This window comes from Mesorhizobium sp. BR1-1-16, assembly GCF_020165495.1.
GTDB lineage: Bacteria > Pseudomonadota > Alphaproteobacteria > Rhizobiales > Kaistiaceae > Kaistia.
Genome location: NZ_JAIUIE010000001.1, coordinates 1,101,142 through 1,118,912, shown reverse-complemented (window position 1 = coordinate 1,118,912; position 17,771 = coordinate 1,101,142). Strand labels below are relative to the sequence as shown.

Annotated in this window: 13 protein-coding genes; 3 read left to right on the top strand and 10 right to left on the bottom strand. The window is 63.9% G+C overall.

Annotated features, from left to right (window positions below; genetic code table 11):
* The 4 genes from LB518_RS05295 to LB518_RS05280 all read right to left on the bottom strand — a co-directional run bounded on the left by LB518_RS05295 (position 1) and on the right by LB518_RS05280 (position 5,315).
* Complete coding sequence (locus tag LB518_RS05295; RefSeq protein ID WP_224573888.1) at positions 1-942, bottom strand: ABC transporter permease; 942 nt, start codon at positions 940-942, stop codon at positions 1-3.
* Between the two features lie 84 nt (positions 943-1,026).
* Positions 1,027-2,571, bottom strand: a complete 1,545-nt coding sequence (locus LB518_RS05290) for an ABC transporter substrate-binding protein (protein ID WP_224573886.1) — start codon at positions 2,569-2,571, stop codon at positions 1,027-1,029.
* 76 nt (positions 2,572-2,647) lie between these two features.
* A complete protein-coding gene (locus LB518_RS05285) occupies positions 2,648-4,291 on the bottom strand; it encodes an amidase (protein ID WP_224573883.1) in 1,644 nt (547 codons plus the stop codon).
* Positions 4,292-4,316: 25 nt separating this feature from the next.
* Positions 4,317-5,315 (bottom strand): carbon-nitrogen hydrolase family protein, encoded by a 999-nt coding sequence (locus LB518_RS05280; protein WP_224573881.1) that lies wholly within the window; start codon positions 5,313-5,315, stop codon positions 4,317-4,319.
* A 440-nt stretch (positions 5,316-5,755) separates the two neighbouring features.
* On the opposite strand from LB518_RS05280, the gene LB518_RS05275 reads away from it, so the two are divergent.
* Together LB518_RS05275 and LB518_RS05270 are read left to right on the top strand one after the other, a co-directional pair.
* Entirely contained in the window at positions 5,756-6,418 is a 663-nt protein-coding gene (locus LB518_RS05275; RefSeq protein WP_224573878.1) for a TetR/AcrR family transcriptional regulator, read from the top strand.
* Entirely contained in the window at positions 6,415-7,665 is a 1,251-nt protein-coding gene (locus LB518_RS05270) for a metal-dependent hydrolase family protein (protein WP_224573876.1), read from the top strand. The genes LB518_RS05275 and LB518_RS05270 overlap by 4 nt, the downstream gene beginning before the upstream one ends.
* A gap of 47 nt (positions 7,666-7,712) precedes the next feature.
* Here LB518_RS05270 and arfA read toward each other — a convergent pair whose 3' ends face one another.
* Positions 7,713-9,221, bottom strand: a complete 1,509-nt coding sequence (gene arfA, locus LB518_RS05265) for an arabinosylfuranosidase ArfA (protein ID WP_224573873.1) — start codon at positions 9,219-9,221, stop codon at positions 7,713-7,715.
* Positions 9,222-9,337: 116 nt separating this feature from the next.
* Positions 9,338-10,270, bottom strand: coding sequence for an ArsR/SmtB family transcription factor (locus tag LB518_RS05260; protein WP_224573870.1), 933 nt, complete (start codon positions 10,268-10,270; stop codon positions 9,338-9,340).
* A gap of 211 nt (positions 10,271-10,481) precedes the next feature.
* Between LB518_RS05260 and LB518_RS05255 the strand changes: the two genes are divergently transcribed.
* A complete protein-coding gene (locus LB518_RS05255; RefSeq protein ID WP_224573867.1) occupies positions 10,482-11,225 on the top strand; it encodes a 5-formyltetrahydrofolate cyclo-ligase in 744 nt (247 codons plus the stop codon).
* Between the two features lie 27 nt (positions 11,226-11,252).
* Here the strand turns inward: LB518_RS05255 and LB518_RS05250 are convergent, their stop codons facing one another.
* The 4 genes from LB518_RS05250 to LB518_RS05235 form a co-directional block, all read right to left on the bottom strand.
* Positions 11,253-13,934 carry a LuxR C-terminal-related transcriptional regulator gene (locus LB518_RS05250; RefSeq protein ID WP_224573864.1) on the bottom strand — a complete coding sequence of 894 codons (2,682 nt, stop codon included), beginning with the start codon at positions 13,932-13,934 and terminating at the stop codon, positions 11,253-11,255.
* A gap of 74 nt (positions 13,935-14,008) precedes the next feature.
* Positions 14,009-15,103 (bottom strand): S-methyl thiohydantoin desulfurase family protein, encoded by a 1,095-nt coding sequence (locus LB518_RS05245; protein ID WP_224573852.1) that lies wholly within the window; start codon positions 15,101-15,103, stop codon positions 14,009-14,011.
* A 2-nt stretch (positions 15,104-15,105) separates the two neighbouring features.
* Complete coding sequence (locus tag LB518_RS05240) at positions 15,106-16,194, bottom strand: S-methyl thiohydantoin desulfurase family protein (protein ID WP_224573849.1); 1,089 nt, start codon at positions 16,192-16,194, stop codon at positions 15,106-15,108.
* A 7-nt stretch (positions 16,195-16,201) separates the two neighbouring features.
* Entirely contained in the window at positions 16,202-17,743 is a 1,542-nt protein-coding gene (locus LB518_RS05235; protein ID WP_224573846.1) for a hydantoinase/oxoprolinase family protein, read from the bottom strand.
* Between the last annotated feature and the right edge of the window lie 28 nt (positions 17,744-17,771).

Here is a 17,771-nt window from a genome sequence, read left to right as displayed (position 1 = left end):
CTATTGCATCCTGATGCGGGGATCGACGAGCAGGTAGAGCAGGTCGACCACGAAATTGGTGAGCATCACCACGGCGGCGATGAAGAACACCGAGGTCTGGATCAGTGGCACGTCGCGATTGAGCAGCGCCTGATAGGTGATCCAGCCCATGCCGGTGTAGTTGAACAGCGTTTCGACGACGATGATCGAGCCGAAGAGATAGCCGACCTGCAAGCCGGCCACGGTCATGATCGGCCCGACCGCGTTTCTGAGGCCGTAGCTCCAGACGACGCTCTTCTCCGAAAGCCCCTTGGCGCGGGCGACGCGGATGAATTCCTGATTCAGGATGCCGGTCATCGTCGAACGCGTCACGCGGGTCAGGTGTGCCATCAGGCCGAGACCAAGCGCGAGCGAAGGCAGGAAGGCATGACGGATGGCGCCAAGGAAATCGACCGACGGGTCGGTAAAGCCGCTTGAGGGAAACCACCCAAGCGTACGCGCGAAAAGGAGGATCAGGACGATGCCCCAGAAGAAATCCGGCAGGCTGATGCCGAACAGTGCGGCGCTCGACGAGACGGTGTCCTGCCATTTCTTGCGGTGAACTGCGGCCCACACGCCGAGAGGCACGGCGCAGATGAGCGCGATCGCCATCGACATGACGACGATGAGCGCGCTCGCCTTCATCTTCTGCGCCATCAGATCGGCGATGGGCTCCTTGAACACCAGCGAATGACCGAAGTTGCCGGTGAGCATGCCGCCGATCCAGCGGCCATATTGCGCGACGAGCGGATCATTGAGTCCGAGTTGCTCACGCAGACCGGCGAGCGCGGTGGGATTGCTCTGCGTACCCAGGATCATCATCGCGACGTCGCCGGGCAGGATGCTGGTGACGGCGAAAGTGATGACCGAGATGAGCCAAAGTGTCAGGACGATCGAAAACAGGCGATTGAGGAGATAGGTCATCGGCTCGGTGGGTCATGGGCAGGGTTGCCCGGCCGGCATCGGGAAGCCGACCGGGCCGCCGAAGCAGCCCGGCCGGCCGGGGGATCAGCTGTTGAGCCAGACCTTGTGGAAGTTCAGGTTGCTGCCGTTCGGATGAACGATCGTATCGAGGCCTCCGACAGACTTCTGGGCGCCGATCGTTCCGTTGCGGAACCAGAGGATCACGTCGAGCGTCTGATCGGAGATGCGCTGCTGCACCTTCTTGTAGAGCTCCGCGCGAGCGGCCGGATCGACCGTGCCGCGTGCTTCCTGCGTCCAGGTATCGATGTCGGCGTCCTTGATGTTGCGATAGTTGAAGGCGCCGGTTGAATTCCAAAGGCTGTAATAAAGGAAGTCCGGCTCCCAGAGCGTGAAGAAGTTCATCATAGAGATCTGGAAGTCGCGGTTCACCCAGACCTGACTGAGCCAGTCGCTCCACGTCAACTGCTCGATCGTCATTTCGACGCCGGCAGCGCGGAACCATTCGGCCATGATCTGCGCCGACTCCACATGATACGGATAGTTGGTCGTCGTCTTGAAGACGAGCTTCAGCTTGCCCGGCCCGTAGCCGGCCTCGGCGAGCAGCGCCATCGCCTTTTCGATATCCTGCGGACGCTGCTGAAGGGCGGCGTCGTAGGAGCTAGAGGTCGGGAAGCTCGGCGAGGCCGTCAGCTTGCCCTGGTCCCAAAGCGCGCCCTGCAGCAGCTGCTCCTTGTCGATCATCAGATCGAAGGCCTGGCGGACACGGGCGTCCTTGAACGGCTCGTAGTCGTGGTTGAAGTTCAGGAAGTCGAAATTGAGCGGGAACCACTTCAGCGTCTGCAGCGTGTCGATGCCCTCGACCTCGGAAACGCGATCGGCCGGGATGTCGTTGATCATGTGCAGTTCGCCGGTGCGCAGCCCGGTCAGGCGCACGGTCGGCTCGGTGATCTCGCGCGAAATCACCTTGTCGAGATAAGCGGGGCCCCCGAAGTAATCGTCGAACCGAACCAGCTCGACTTCATGGCCGAACTCGCGGCGGACGAACTTGAACGGCCCGGCGCCGATCGGCATGTTCGCCTGACCCTCTCCGGAATCCGCCGGCATGATCACGCCGGCGCCGTTCTCGGCAAGGCGGCTCAGGAACGGCGCATTGACGCGACCGAGCTTGACGATGACGGTGTTCGCATCGGGGGTCTCGATCGAGGTGACATCCTTGAACACCTCGAAATTGACGGCACCGGTCTTGGGGTCACGCACCCGGTCGAACGAATATTTGACGTCTGCCGAATCCAGCGTCTTGCCGTTGTGGAACTTGACGTCCTTGCGCAGCTTGAACGTGTAGGTCATTCCATCGGGGCTCTCCTCGAAGCTCTCGGCGAGCATCGGGATGACGTTGAACGCCTTGTCGACGGTCACGATCGGGCAGTGGATGTTCTCAAGCAGGCGGAGCGTCGAGGCCGAGCCGGTGACGTGCATGTCGAGGCTCTGCGTTGTCTCTGAGTGCCCCCAGATCAGCGTGCCGCCCTTCTTCGGTGTCTCCTGGGCCAGGAGTGCGCCCGGCCAGCCCGTCATCATCAGCGCGCCGCCGCCCAGGAGGGCCGTGGTCTTCAGGAACTCTCTGCGGTTCATTGGAAAATCCTCTTGCGGCGATGCGGTTGAAAGAATGACTGAACCCGAACCTTGCCGGGGCATGCGATTGGCTTGATCAGGCCGGCAGCTGAGGACGCTGGGACGCGACGCCGAGCGCGCGTTCGAGCGCGACACCGAAATTCACGAGCCGGCCTTCCTCGAACAGGCGCCCCCAGAGCGAGATGCCCTGGGGCACCTTGAACAGCGGACCCTCGCCGCCGGGCTCGCCGGTGGTCAGCTTGCCGGCGCCGAGCGAAGCGGCGCCGCGGGTTGCCAGATCGAGGAAGCCGGCGCGCAGATGCAGGCAGGGATGGCCCGTGAAATTGCTGGCGACCAGCATCGGTCCGGTCATGAACGGGCCGATCAACACGTCGACATCGGCAAAGAGCGCGTCCAACGCCAGCATCACCTGGTAACGCAGCCGGTCCAATTGGACATGGTCGACCGCCGACAGGAAGCGCGCCTTGCGGAACGTGTTCGGCCAAGCGCCATCGTCCTGCCAGGTCAGCGTGTCATCGAGATCATCGAGCGTCAGCCGCTCGAAGGCCGCTGCGGCCTCGGCATAGAGGATGTTCATCAGGGCGCCATACGGCAGGTCCGGCAGCGTGACCTCCACGACATCCACGCCAAGCGTCCGTGCAGCGGCGAGCGCTGCATGGTCGACAATAGTGGCGCCCTCGCCGAAGGCTTCCGGCAGATAGCCGACACGGAGTCCTTCGAAAGAGGCCGTGGCGTCGAAATTGAACGAGGCGCCAAGCGAAGCGCGGTCGGCCGGGTCGAAACCATTCAGCGCCGCAAGTACCATCGCCGTGTCTTCCGCGCCGCGGCAGATCGGGCCGACCTTGTCGAGCGACCAGCAGAGCGCCATGGCGCCGGCGCGCGATACGCGGCCGAAGGTCGGGCGCAGCCCCGTCGTGCCGCAGCGCTGACTCGGCGAGGTGATCGAGCCGAGGGTCTCGGTTCCGATGGCAAAGCCGCAGAGGCCAGCCGCCGTTGCGGATGCCGAGCCGGCGCTGGAGCCGCTGGATCCCTCCTCGAGATTCCAGGGATTGCGGGTCCGGCCGCCATACCAGATGTCGTTATAGGCCAGCGCCCCGACGGTCGTTTTGCCGAGAAGGACAGCGCCGGCCGCCCGTAGACGCCGAACGATGGCCGCATCCTCGGCCGGAACGCGATCCTGGAACGGTTCGGCGCCCCAGCCGGTGACGACGCCCTTGGTGTCGAAGAGGTCCTTCACGCCATAGGGGATGCCGTGCAGCGGCCCGAGCCAGGTGCCGCTCGCCAGCAGCGCATCCGCTGCGTCTGCCTCGGCTAGTGCCGCCTCGGACATGACAGCCGCGTAGCAGAAGAGATGCGGATTGAGCGCGGCGATGCGGGCGAGATAGATTTCGGTCAGGCGCCGGCTCGTCAGCGCGCCCGAACGGATCCAGGCCGACAGATGGGTCAGCGGCGCGAATGCGATGTCCGTATCGTCATCCGGACAAGGCGTCGTGACGGAAGAATAGACAGGTTCGGTCTGCGGTGACGGCACGGGTGTCGTCGGCAGGCGCGGATCAAACCGGCTCGCCATTGGCACCGTGTTGTCGAGCACGACCGCGCGCCGGGCAACCGCCGAAGCGATCTGGCCTTCGAGATTGTCGAGCATCTGCGCGCGCTCAGCAGGCGTGTAGCGGATCGCCAGCAGGTCTTCTGCCGCCGCGATGCTTTCGAGGGTGATCATTGGAGGTGCTCTGCTGGCCGGCGCATCACGCGCTGCGCACTGGTTTGGCGAGGCGCGGACGCTGGTCATGAAGCGATTTCGGCGCGGCCGGCTGACGGGCGCCGATCACACCCTGCTGCAAGGCCTCAGCGGGATAGCGGTGGCTGTCGTCCACCAGAGCACCATACAGCTCAGGCCGGCGGTCCTGCAGCAGGTTGAGCCCAAAGAACGCCTCCGTGCGGGAACGCAGAATCTCGGCCTGCAGATCGGCCTTGTGGACGACGAGCCCCTCTTCGTCGGCGAGATAGGCAACGACCTTGCCGGTCGGGTCGACGATCTGGCTGCCGCCATAATAGTCGCTGCCCGACGAATAGACGCCTTTCTCGCAATGATTGGAGACCACCAGCCAGAACTGGTTGAAGAAGGCATTGGACTGCGCTGCGAGGTCCATCGCCCAGCCATGATAATCGGTCGCTCGGTCATGGCCCTTCATCGGCCACGCCGTCGACATCAGCACGACTTCCGCGCCCTTCACGGCGAAGCTGCGCAGAAGCTCAGGGAAGGCCAGATCGTAGCAGATGAGGCTGGCCAGCGTGCCATGCGCCGTCGCGACGACCGGCATCTCCTCGCCCGGAGAGAAATAGGGGAACTCAAAGGTGTTGTGCGTCTTGCGATAGATGCTGACCACACCATCGGGGCCTACAAGCGCGGTCGAATTGTAGATGGCATTGCCGTGCAGCGCGCGCTCGGCGAGGCCGACCTGAACCAGCATGCCGTGGCGGCGCGACAAGGACGCGATCGCGTCGGTCGCCGGGCCCGGAATGGTCTCGGCCTCGCGGAAATAATACTGCTTCTGCTCGGCCGCCTCTTTTGAACCCATGGCGAGCCCGAAATCAGCGTAACCTTGCAGGCCCATTTCGGGCAGCACAAGGATGTCGACATCCGACGCCCCCGCCTCTTCGATAAACTCGCCGAAGCGCTTCAGATTGCGGGCCTTGTCATGGACGATCTTGACGTTGGCAGCAGCCAGCGTTGTCTCAGGCATGGGATCTCTCCAGACGCGGGCCGCGCAATGTCGCGCGCCCGCCTCAACAGAACAAAACGGAAATCTGCCTTCATGCTAGCAGCCACCCGAATGCCGACGAAGTCCAAACCGTCATCATCTGGTGACTATTCTTTAGCCAGATGCCCTTGGCGGCATTCTTTTCGTTGAACAAGTCTTGTCGGTTACATTCAACGTCGCTACGGCACGCCACTATATTCGCCGCAACAACTTTGCGTCGTTCCAAAGTTGATCAGCGCACACCACCGCAACCTTCGCGCGACAGCCGCCTCGCCTTCACTCCTGTCCGATTGGTGATCGCCCTGGCTCGGCTTCGCCATCAGCTTGAGCGTCACGATGGGCCAAGACTGTCAGGCATTTTGAACCGCGTCAATACATACATACATGCTTGCATGTTTCTGGGAGGCTGATACTTTCGCGCCATGCAACCCGCCCCTGACAAAGCCCCCCGCACACAGGAAGAGCGGACCGCGGCCACCCGATCCCGCCTGATCGAGGCAACGCTCGATCTCCTGCTTTCGAAGGGCTATGCCGGCACGTCCACCGTCGATATCGCCGCGCGCGCCGGCCTGACCCGGGGCGCCCTCGCCCATCATTTTGCGGGCAAGGACGAGCTGGTGGTCGAGGCCTTCGACAAGCATCTCACCATGGTGACGAGCGACATCCGCACCTATGCTGGATTGGTGCAGGGCGGATCGCTCAGCCTCAGCGATTTCATCGACCGTGTGTGGATCATTTTCTCGGGCCGCTTCTTCATGCTCACGCTCGAAGAGGTAACCGCGGCCCGGCACAACGACTATCTTCGCGTGCGGCTCGAAAAGCGGACGCGGGTGTTTCACGAGCATCTGGACGCCATCTGGCGCCACTTCTTCGCGGGCACCGGGCTTGGCGCGCTGGAGATCGAGGTCATGCTGAACGCGACCCTCTGCCTGCTGCGCGGCATGGGCGTCCAGACGGTCCTGCGTGACGACCCGGTTTATTTCAGGCGGTTGCTCCGCTTCTGGAAGGCCATCCTCAAGGAACAGATCGAGGGCGCGACCCGCGCGGCTTCGGCGAAAACACCAGACCCGGAACCACACGCATGACCTCGTCTTCGGTCGTCTTCGAGAATGCCCGCATCCTGGACGGATCGTCGGATGAAGGCGAGCATGACCGCTTCGTTCGCGTCGCCGACGGACGCATCGTCGAGATTTCGGACCGGCCGATCGCGGACGGCAGCGCTGTCAGGATCGACTGCCGCGACCGCACGCTGATGCCCGGCCTCATCGACTGCCATGTGCATGTCACGGCGACGATGGCCGATCTCGGACGCAACGCCCGGCTGCCCGACGCGCTTGTCGCCTTCGGCGCCGCGCGGATCATGTCCGGCATGCTGAACCGCGGCTTCACCACCGTCCGCGATGTCGGCGGCGCCACGCATGCTCTTGTTGAGGCGCTGGAGCAGCGCCTCATCGAGGGACCGCGCCTCGTGATCTGCGGAAAGGCGCTGTCGCAGACCGGCGGCCATTCGGACCTTCGGGGACGCTATGACAACCGGCCCGCCGAAGACCTGACCTACCGGCTCGGCACGATGGGCCGGCTCTGCGACGGGGTCGAGAGCTGTCGCCTGGCCGCGCGCGACGAACTGCGCCAGGGCGCCACTTTCATCAAGATCATGGCCAATGGCGGCGTCGCCTCGCCGACGGACCCGATCCATGTCCTGCAGTTCTCGCGGGCCGAGCTGGAAGCGATCGTCGAGGAAGCGCGCAACGCGCACACCTATGTCTCGGCTCATCTCTACACCGACGAGGCGATCGCCCGGGCCGTCGAATGCGGCGTGCGCTCTGTGGAGCACGCAAACCTGATCGAGCCCCCGACCGCCCGGCTGATGGCCGAGCGCGGCGCCATCGCCTGCCCGACGCTGGTCACATACGAGGCCCTGCATAGTGAGGGCGCATCGCTCGGCTTGCCGCCGGACTCGGTCGCGAAGATCGACGACGTGCGCATCCGCAGCCCACGTTCACTGGAAATCCTGCGGGAAGCCGGAGTGCCGATGGCCTACGGCACCGATCTTCTCGGCGCGATGCACCGCTTCCAGTCCGACGAATTCGTCATTCGCGGCCGGATCCTGCCGCCAATCGAGGTGATCCGGTCAACGACATCGGTGGCGGCGAAGCTTATCGGCATGACAGGCGAGATCGGCTGTATCGCGCCCGGCGCCCATGCCGATCTCGTTCTCGTCGATGGCGATCCGCTCGCGGACCTCGCGCTGCTGACCGGCGAAGGCCAGCACATGCCGATCATCATGCAGGCCGGTCGCTTCGTGAAGAACACGCTGCAGGCGGCGGGCTGAGCTGAGGAAAGTGATGAGAGGGCGACCGTGGCCGCCCACTCGATCCGTCAGACCGCGACGCGGATGACGTTGTAGGAAAGCGGCGGCAGCTTCGACTGCAGCTTGCCACCCTCGACCGCGGTTCCCGATACTGTCTTCGGCACGACATTGTCCGGGTTCGCAGCGGTGTTGATCGCGTTGAGGTCCGGATGCGTCATCTGGATGTGCTCGACGAGGCGCGCACCGGGGAAGCCCTCGAGCGTCGCTGCGAGATCCAGCGTCTCCGTCAGGTGACGATTGACGATGAAGAATGTGACTTCATCGCCGGCAACCGACCGGACGGCTGAGACGTCGAGATAAGGGACATCGTCCCCGAACTCGCTGTCATAGGTCGGTCCATCGACAATGGCGCGCAGCGACGTGCCGCGGCCATAGAGCGAGGCGTAGAAGAACGGATAGTAGATGGTCTGCTTCCACGCCGGACCGCCCTCTTCCGTCATGATCGGCGCGATGACGTTCACGAGCTGCGCGATGCAGGCGATCTTCACGCGGTCGGCGCGGCGGATGAACGTATTCAAAATGCCGCCAACCTGCAGCACGTCCTCGAAATTATAGAGATCTTCGAGGAGATGCGGTGCATCCGGCCACGCATCACCCTGGAGGATCTTCTTGTCTTCCTCGCGGCTGTGATACCAGACGTTCCACTCGTCGAACGAGATCTTGACATCCTTCTTCGAGCGTTTCTTGGCCTTGACGTAGTCGATGATACCGCCAACCGTATTGATATAGCGGTCGAGCTTCTCAGCCTTCGCCAGATAATTGAGCGTATCGTGCTCGTTATTGGCGAAATACATGTGCAGGGAGATATGGTCGATCGAGTCATAGGTATGATCGAGAACCGTCGCCTCCCAGTCGGGATAGGTCGGCATGTCGGAATGCGACGAGCCGCAGACGATCAATTCGAGCGACTTGTCGAAGAGGCGAAGCGCCTTTGCCGTCTCATTGGCGAGGCGGCCATATTCCTCAGCCGTCTTGTGACCGACCTGCCAGGGCCCGTCCATCTCATTGCCGAGGCACCAGAGCTTGACGTTATGCGGGTCCTTCCAGCCGTGCTGACGGCGAAGGTCGCTCCAGTAGGAGCCGCCCGGATGGTTGCAGTATTCGACAAAGTTGCGCGCCGCATCGAGGCCGCGCGAGCCGAGATTGACGGCCAGCATCGGCTGGGTATCGGCCTTCTTGCACCAGTCGACGAATTCGTTGACGCCGATGCGATTGTCGTCGCGGGTGCGCCAGGCGAGGTCAAGGCGGGTCGGACGCTGATCGCGCGGGCCGATGCCGTCTTCCCAGTTATAGGCCGAGACGAAATTGCCGCCGGGATAGCGCACATAAGGCGTCTTCACCGCGCGGACGAGATCGATCACGTCGCCACGGAAGCCATCCTCGTCGGCGGTCGGATGTCCGGGCTCATAGATACCGGTGTAGATCGCGCGACCCAGATGTTCCAGGAACGAGCTGTAGACACGATCGTCAATCGGAGAGACCGCGAAATCCTTGTGGACGATCACGTTCGCTTTCACGGCAACCTCACTGTGCGTTTCCCAAAAATATGTATCATTATTCCTGATACATAGCTGTGAGTATGATCCGCACGGCACACCCTGTCAACGCAGAACAGGTCGCGAGAAGGCATTCTTCAGGTGGGCTGTCGGTAAAGCCGCATGACGATATCCTGATCGAAATTACCAAAACCTCGGCCGAAGATATTGATTCCACCCGGATTTTTGGCATTCTCAGCGATGCCGATGCGCAGCCGGATCGAATGATGGCGGTCGATATCGAGATCCCCGAGGTTTATATCAGAAATCTTGATATCGTCGATGAACGAACCGCGCTCGGAAATGGTCCAGGTCTTCAGCGTGCCATATTGCGAGCCTTCGAGCTTCCACCATCGGGGCGTGAAGAGACCACGCTTGTCGCCATAGTCGCCGGGCGACGTCCAGGTGCCGACGGCAACATTATTGACCCAGAGCGTGATATCCGACGGCCAGTCCGGGTTGGTCCCCGGCACCTCCGATGACAGCTCCATGGAAAATTCGACGGCGCTGATCCGTTCGTTGAGCAGCCTGGCATTGTTGGGAAACTTGTATTCGACAAAGCCACGGCCGAACCAGATCAGGCCGGCCTGCATCCGGCTTGGATCGAGAAAATGGTTCGGCACATCCAGCATGCCTATGACGCCCTCTGTCGAGCAGAGGCCGCATGGCGCCTCGACAGCGCAACTCGTGTAGAGCCCGATCGGCATCGAAACCTCGATCGCCTCGTCGTCGGGGGCTTTCATCTCCTTGTCGAAGCGGATGACGATCTCGGCATAACGGGCGGAGCAGATCTTCTGGTGCCCCTTGCGCGCCTTAACGGTCTTTGTGTCGATCAGATCCGCCTGTTCCAGCGCCTGTACGCTGGTCGCGACCGTCGATTGCGGCAGGCCAAGCGCAACGCTGATCTCGTTGACGTTCATCGGCCCTTCCGCATGCAACAGCCGCAGAATGTCGATCCGCGCAGGCGAGGACAGCGCCCGGACAGCCGCGTGGCTCTCCGCGGCGTCCAGGGTCAAAAAATTCCTGTTCAAGGGCGAGCGCTTCCTGGTCGCGGGTCCATCGTCAATTCGGATTCATATCACCGCACTTGATGGAGTCGAGGCGAGAACATCAGAGCATTCCAAGGAACGGAAACCGTCTCGGCGGGGATCGCTCTGCCCATTATTTCGTCATGACGGCAAATCATGCCGGGAACTAGTGTTTCGTGGGTGCATGACCATGAATCGATAAAACGGAGGGATGATGAGCAGGGCGAAGATCGTGCGCGAGAGGATCTGGGAAAAGTTGCGACCAGTCGCAAAGCCGGACTCCAGGTTTCACCTCGATTTTGCGGAGGTCATTCCGGATTTCGAGGGCAGCGCCGCCGCCACCGACCGCCTCGTCTCGCAGCCCTTCTACCAGGCTGGCACCTACGCCTTCATCACGCCGGACAACGGCCTCGTTGACCTGCGTCGCCGCATGCTGGAGGCGGGCAAGACGCTGGTCATCTCGACCTATGGCATCTATCGCGGCTTCTATCTGCTCGAACCGGCGATGGTTCCGCCGGGCCAGGCTCTGTTCGCGGCCTGGCTGGATGGGCTTGAATATTTCGGCCGCCCGATATCGCTAGCGGAGATCGCCGATCGCGGCCGCTTCGATTTCATGGTGACAGGCGCCTCGGCGGTGTCGCTCGATGGCGTGCGCTTCGGCAAGGGCCATGGGTTCTTCGATCTCGAATGGGGCATGTTCACGGAGATCGGTATCGTCGACGAGACGACGCCGGTTGCCGCGATGGTGCATGACGTGCAGGTCGTCGAGGAAACGCTGCAGCCGAGCGAAACCGATATCCTCGTCGATGCCATCGCGACGCCGACGCGCTTTCTCAGCGTCAAGCGGGCAGCGCGGCCGCGTGGCATCAAGTGGGACATGCTCACGCCCGAACAGATCGACGCGACACCTCCTCTCTTGGAGCTCAGGCAGATGCAGGGTTTGGCCGCGTCGGCCTGACAGGAAATCGCGACCGGCATGACGCAGTCAGGCGCCCTCGATCATCCCTGTCTGGCGCGCGACCGACAGGGCGAGATTGCGCCGGCTGACGCCGAGCTTGGCGTAGAGGTTCTTCAGATGGAATTTCACGGTCGCCTCGCTGAGGCCGAGGTCGCGTGCGATTTCCTTGTTGGTGGAGTTGCCGGCCAAAAGGTCAAGCACCTCGCGCTCGCGGGCACTCAGGAGCCCGCCGCGATCGCTTTTCGGCCGCGCTGGTCCGCCCTGCTGCCATGCGCCGGCAATGCGGCTGACGAATTCCGACGTCTTCGGGCTGAAGGTCGAAAGCCCAAAGCGGCGTACGATGCCGCGCACCGCCTGCGACAGCGGCAATCCCTCGTCGAGGAAAACCTGCAGCCAGTCCTGCGGCCGCGCCAGCGCAATGGCGGCAAGCAACGCGCTGCGCGCCTCATCGAGCCGGCCGGCGGCCCAGAACGCCTCGATCGAGACGACCGTTCCGACCAGGAGATGATAGCCGCGATCATGCTCGCGCGAGCGCTGGCCGAGCCGTGCGAGCACTGGCAGCGCCTCCTCCGCCCGTTCGGTGCGCAGCAGGATCCGCGCCAGCGCGATAGAGGCATCGCTCCATTCGCGCCAGGTCGGCCAAGCACTCTCGTCATCGATCGGCGGCAAGCGCTCGACGATATGCAGCGCGGATTCGAGAAGTCCCGCGCGCGTCATCAGTTCGATGCGGACGATATCGACGGCAAGCCGCAGGCGCGGCAGCCCGCGCTCGACCGCCACCTCCTCGGCGCGATCGGTCACTGCCAGCGCTGCCTCGATGCCTGCGCGGGCAAGCTGGCAACGGGCAAGCGTGCCATAGCCGCGCATGAAGAGGTCGACCCAGCCTTCGCCGCGCGCGAGATAGGGCATGCCCTCGCGCATCATGGCCTCGGCGGCGTCGCATTGCGTCTGCTGGTAGAGAGCCTCGGCCAGCGGAATATGCGCGATCGCGATCAGGTTGCGGTCGCTCCATTGGTGGCGCTGGCACAGCTCCTCGGCTTCGCGGCCGAACATGATGGCGGTGGCCGGTCGTCCTGCCAGCATTGCGACCAGGCTCATATGGATCAGCATGAAGATCTGGCCGTATGAGGATTTTTCCTCGCGGTAGCAGGCCAGCGATTTCAAGGCGTTGGTACGGGCCGCCTCAAGATCGCCGCTGACCGTGTAGGCGATGCAGAGATGATTGTAGATCCAGCCCCGGCCGAAGGTCTCGGCCGGACCGAGGCGCCCGGCGATCCCTTCCAGCCGCGCGATCTCGGCCGCGTCTGAATTGCGGTCGTTATAGATATTGATCAGCCCCTCGATGTGATCGAGCGCGGAGATGGGGATGGCGAGGAACGGCGACGGCTGCCCGGATTCGGCGGCGTGACGGAGATCGACGATGATGTCACGCGCCATCTGGACGCGCCCCTGCTTGGCCAGGACCAGCGCATAGGAGAGCTTGAGGCTCGGCGAGCGATGGATGACCTCCGTCGGGATGTTCTCGATCACGCCCGCCAGGACCGAATGTCCGGCCTTCAGGAAGATGCTGACGCCGCCCGCCTGCCGGATCGCCTCGGCCGCGAGCGCGAAATCGCCGGCGCGGGAGGCGTGGCTGACCGCCTTTTCCAGATGGCCGCGCTCGGCAAACCAGGCGGCGGCACGGCCATGCAACGCCGCAACCCGCTCGGGCGGCAGTGACTGCAGATGCGCCGCAAAAGTGGCGCGGACAACCGGATGAAGGCGCAGCCAGCCCGGCCGCTGGCCGACCGGGACGAGGATCGGCGCGAAATCCTCGAGGTCACGGAGCGATCGCGGCGCCACGTCGACGCCGGAAAGATGGGCCGCCAGATCGAGCGGAAACTCCGCCAGGATCGAGCAGACCGTCAAGGCCTCCCGCATGTCCGGCGGGATCTGCGGTGCCACCTCCTCCAGCACGAAGTCGCGGTAGAGCCGATGCGTGCCGGCGATCAAGTCTGCGCGCACTTCCGGGCTCGCATCGCCGGTCAGCAGCGGCACGGCGAGGCTCACCAGCGCCGGCCAGCCGCCGGTCACCTCGGCGAAGGTCTCGAACTCTTCGTTCGACAAGCCCTTGCCGGCAAGCCGTCGCATCTCCGAGCGCGTGAAGGCGAGCTCGTCGGCGAGGATCTCGGTCAGGAGGCCCTTGAGGCGGATGCGCGACAGCGCCAATTCTGGCCGGCGATGCGTAGAGATGACGATCCGCAGCGGCTCGGGCAACTGGCGAAACAACGCATTGCAGAACGACGCGAACGCCTCGCCTTCCGCCGCCTGGAACTCGTCCAGCACCACAATGGGCCGCCCGCCCTCAGCGACCAGACGGGTGAGCAGCAATTGCCGGGCCCGCTCCAGCCCCAGTCGTTGCGCAGGCGCGATGTCGAGGCCGAGCGCAGCGGCGAAATTATCGAGGAAGACGGCTGGATCGGCGTCCTCGTGCGAGAGCGTCAGCCAGGAGAAGCGCTCCTGTGCCGTGTCGTAGCGCGCCTGAGCGGCCGCCAGGAGTTCGCTCTTGCCAAAGCCGGGCGGGGCGCGCAGCAGGACGATCTGACCGGCCAGCCCATTGCGCAACCGATCGACGAGGAACGGCCGTTCGATGACGTCAGCTGCGCCACGCGGCATGCCGAAGCGTCGCGGCAGGACGTCGATCCGCTCGACGAAGGGCAGAACCGCCATGACCCGATGCACCTCCCGCTTCGTTCAGCTGCCTCCGCCAGCTCTATCAAGCAATTTCCAGGCCCTTTGCCGCGTCACGTCGAAAGTCCGAGCGGGCGATAGGCGTGATCAAGACCGAAGGCCTTCGGACCGAACACGTCAAGCGCCTCGGGCGTACGCATGATCGGCGGAACGCGCACGGCCAGGATGTTGACGCGCTGGCCATAGCGCAGGCGTTCTGTCGTGATCGCCTCGCCGGTATCGACGTCGAGGAGAGAGATGAGATCAGGCACGATGGCGAGAATTTCGCCCGCCTGCTCGGCGACCAGATTCTCGTTCTGGATCTGGATGCGGATCGGCTCGGCGCCGCGCTGAAACGGCTCGATCGTCACGATCCCGACCGACCAGCCGTTCTGGACACGCCTGGAAACGTCGACGACCTTGCCCGAGCCGACGACCCGAGCCTCCTCGTAATGCGTCCCCGCGAAGAATTCGATCAGACTGTCGAGACTGTCGCGATGCTGGGCCTTGGCTTCACGCATCGTGCGCCCGATGCCGAGCGCCAACGAAACCGTGCCAGGAACCGAGACGCGGCGGCAGGTGGCGCCGTCCATGCCGTAATTGGCGATGAATGATTGACCACCCATGCGGATCGTCAGGCCGCGCGCGATCCATTCGGATTTCGCAGCCGCCTGAACCTCGATGATGCCGGTGTTGCCGCGCTCGTCCGCTATGGCAACCGGCGCCGCCGGCACCCCATAGACATTGAACGTCTCCATCTCGAGCTGCGGGAACGCCCGGCCCATGCCATCGGCATCGACAACGGGAAGACCCCGCTTCGCCGCTGCCATCAGCGGAATCGTCGAGTTGATTCCACCCGCCTCGAAGGGAATGAGCGCGTCGAGTGTTCGGCCGGTGTAGCGCTCATAGAGGTCTAGCGCACGGCCCATCTCCTCGCCGCTCGGCAGTTTCTCGATCAGGATTGTCGGCGCCCCCATCGCACCGCAGGCGACGATATTGAAGGCATCCGGCAGTTCGTCGACCGGGATCAGCGGAACCGGTCCATGCGCCTCGATCGCGGCACGGGCCATCAGCTTGCCCATATAAGGGTCACCGCCACCGCCCGTGCCGAGAATGGCGGCACCGACCGCGAGGTCGTCGAGATCATCCAGGGTGATATGCGTGCGCATGGTCAGGTCATCGTCTCGATGGGCGTGAAGGGTTCGTCGAGGCCGAAACAGCGCGGCCCAAAGACGTCGAGCGCCTCGGGCGTCCGCATGATCTCGGGCACCGCGACGGCGACGACCGTGACACGCTGGCCATAGCGCAGATTCTCGGTGGTAATCGGCTCGGCGCTTTCGCTGTCCATGATGCAGATGAGATCGGGAACGATGGCCCTCACCTTGCCGTCGACACGGGCGATCAGGTTCTCGTTCTGGATCTCGATCTCCATCGTGCCGCGCCAGGGTCCGAGACCATCGATTCGCGCCCGACCGATCGAGAAGCCGTTGCGCGTCTCGCGCGCCACATCGACGATCTTGCCGGTAAAGATGATGCGGCCGTGATTGTAGAGCGTCTGCGGCAACAGCCGCAGCAGCGCGTCGAACGGGCTCTCATGGTTCGCCTTGGCCTCGCGTAGGCAGCGGCCGATGCGCATCGCGAGCGTCATCGTATTCGGCACGGCCGTGCGCTTCACATCCGCGCCCGACATCGAATATTCGGCGATATAGGCGCAACCACCCATGCGGATCGCCACCATGCGCGAGAGCCACTCCATCTGCTTGTTGTCGGCGCCGTTGAGCAAGGTGGAATCGCCATATTCGTCGGTCACGACCATCGGGCTGCCCGAAACGCCATAGACGCCGAACGTCTCCATCTGCAGTTCGGGAAAGGCGCGGCCCATCCCGTCCGCATCGACGATCGGCAGGCCGAGCCGGGCGCCGACGACGAGCGGGATGGTGGAATTGATCCCGCCAATCTCGATCGGCATCGTGGCGTCCGCCTTGCGCCCGAGATAGCGCTCCAGCGCGCGCAGCGAACCGATCGCCTCCTCGCCGCTCGGCAGCTTTTCGATCAGCACCGTCGGCGCGCCCATCATGGCAGTCGGGATCACCAGCGCATCGTCGGCAAGCTCCGAGGGATCGATGACGTCGACGCTGAGCCCCTCATCCAGGCAGCGTTGCACCATCAGCCGCCCGACATAGGGATTGCCGCCGCCGCCCGTGCCGAGAAAGGCCGCGCCGATGGCGAGGTCGTGCAGGTCTTCGGATGTGAGTTTCATGGCCGCCTCACGCCATGACCAGATCGCCGACGGCCTTGACGCGAATGCGCGTCGCGCTGCCGGGCAGATAAGCGAGCGGTACCTCCTCGATGTCGACGATCTTCACCGTGGCGGGATCGGCGCCGGCCTTCGTAGCCCGTTCCGCGGCTTCGGCCTTGGCACCGTCGAGGACCACGTCGCGCGAGGTCCCTTCCAGCGAGAAGATGCGGTCGACTTCGCCGCCGACCTGCGCGATGGCCGCGCCGATGGCATTGGCGACGGAAGCATTTTCCGGGCGGATCACTTCGGAAGCGGAGGGAAGCTGCCGCGAGACGAGGATCGAGCCGCCGCCGACCAGGATGACGGGCAATGGCTCGGCGCTGGTCTTCATCCGATCGACCGCCTCGTCGACCATGCGGTGGATCGTATCGAGCGCGGTGGCGATGGTCTTCGCCGGGATATGCGCGACGCGCGACCGATCGCCGATATCCTCGAGACCCGCCGCCACGATGATATCGGTGGTCGTCAGCGTATCGCCGCCGAAGACGAGCGCCTTCGAGGTGATCTCATAGCCGACAGAATCCGGCCCGATGCGCGCGCCGTCGTCGCGGACGAGCGAACCGCCGCCAAGCCCGACGGCCAGAACATCCGGCATGCGGAAATTGGTGCGCACGCCGCCGATATCGACCGCCACGGCGGATTCGCGCGGAAAGCCCTGCATCAGCATGCCGACATCCGAGGTGGTGCCGCCGATGTCGACCACCATTGCCTCCTTGCGCCCGGCCAGCATCGCGGCGCCGCGCATGGAGTTGGTCGGACCAGAAGCAAAAGTCAGCACCGGATAGCGTTCGACATAATCCGGCGTCATCAGCGTTCCGTCATTCTGGCTGATGAAGAACGGTGCTTCGATCGCAAGCTCCTTGAGCGCGTTGCGGAACGAACTGACGACCTTTGCCGAGAGGTCGGCGAGGCAGGCGTTCATGATCGAGGCGTTCTCGCGCTCGAGAAAACCGACGCGGCCGATCTCATGGCTCAGCGAGATCGCGAGACCTGGGATTTCCGCCAGCAGGATTTCCGCCGCGCGCTGCTCCATGACCGGCGTGACCGGGGAGAACACCGACGTCACCGAAGCGGTGCGGATGCCGCGCGCCTTGATCTCGCCCGCGATCCGCAGGATTTCCTTCTCGTCGAGCGGGGCGATCTCGCGGCCGTCGAACTCGTGGCCGCCCCGCACCATGAAGGTGTGGCGCCCGAGTGTCGTTGCGAGGTCGCTCGGCCAATCAGTCATGGGCGGGAGCGCGCGGGTCGCCGGCAGTCCGAGACGGATGGCTGCGACCTCGAGCAGGCGCTTTCGCTCGACGACGGCATTGGTGAAATGCGTCGTGCCGATCATGACGGCCTGGATCTCGGACGCCGCAACGCCGGTCATCCTGAGCACCTCCTTCAGCACGGCGATGATGCCCGAGCTGACGTCGGCGGTGGTTGGCGTTTTGCAGGCGCCCTTGACGGTGATGCCGTCCATGAGGGCGGCGTCGGTGTTGGTGCCGCCGACGTCGATGCCGATGCGCATGGATGCGAACCTTCGTTGTTGCGTTTCT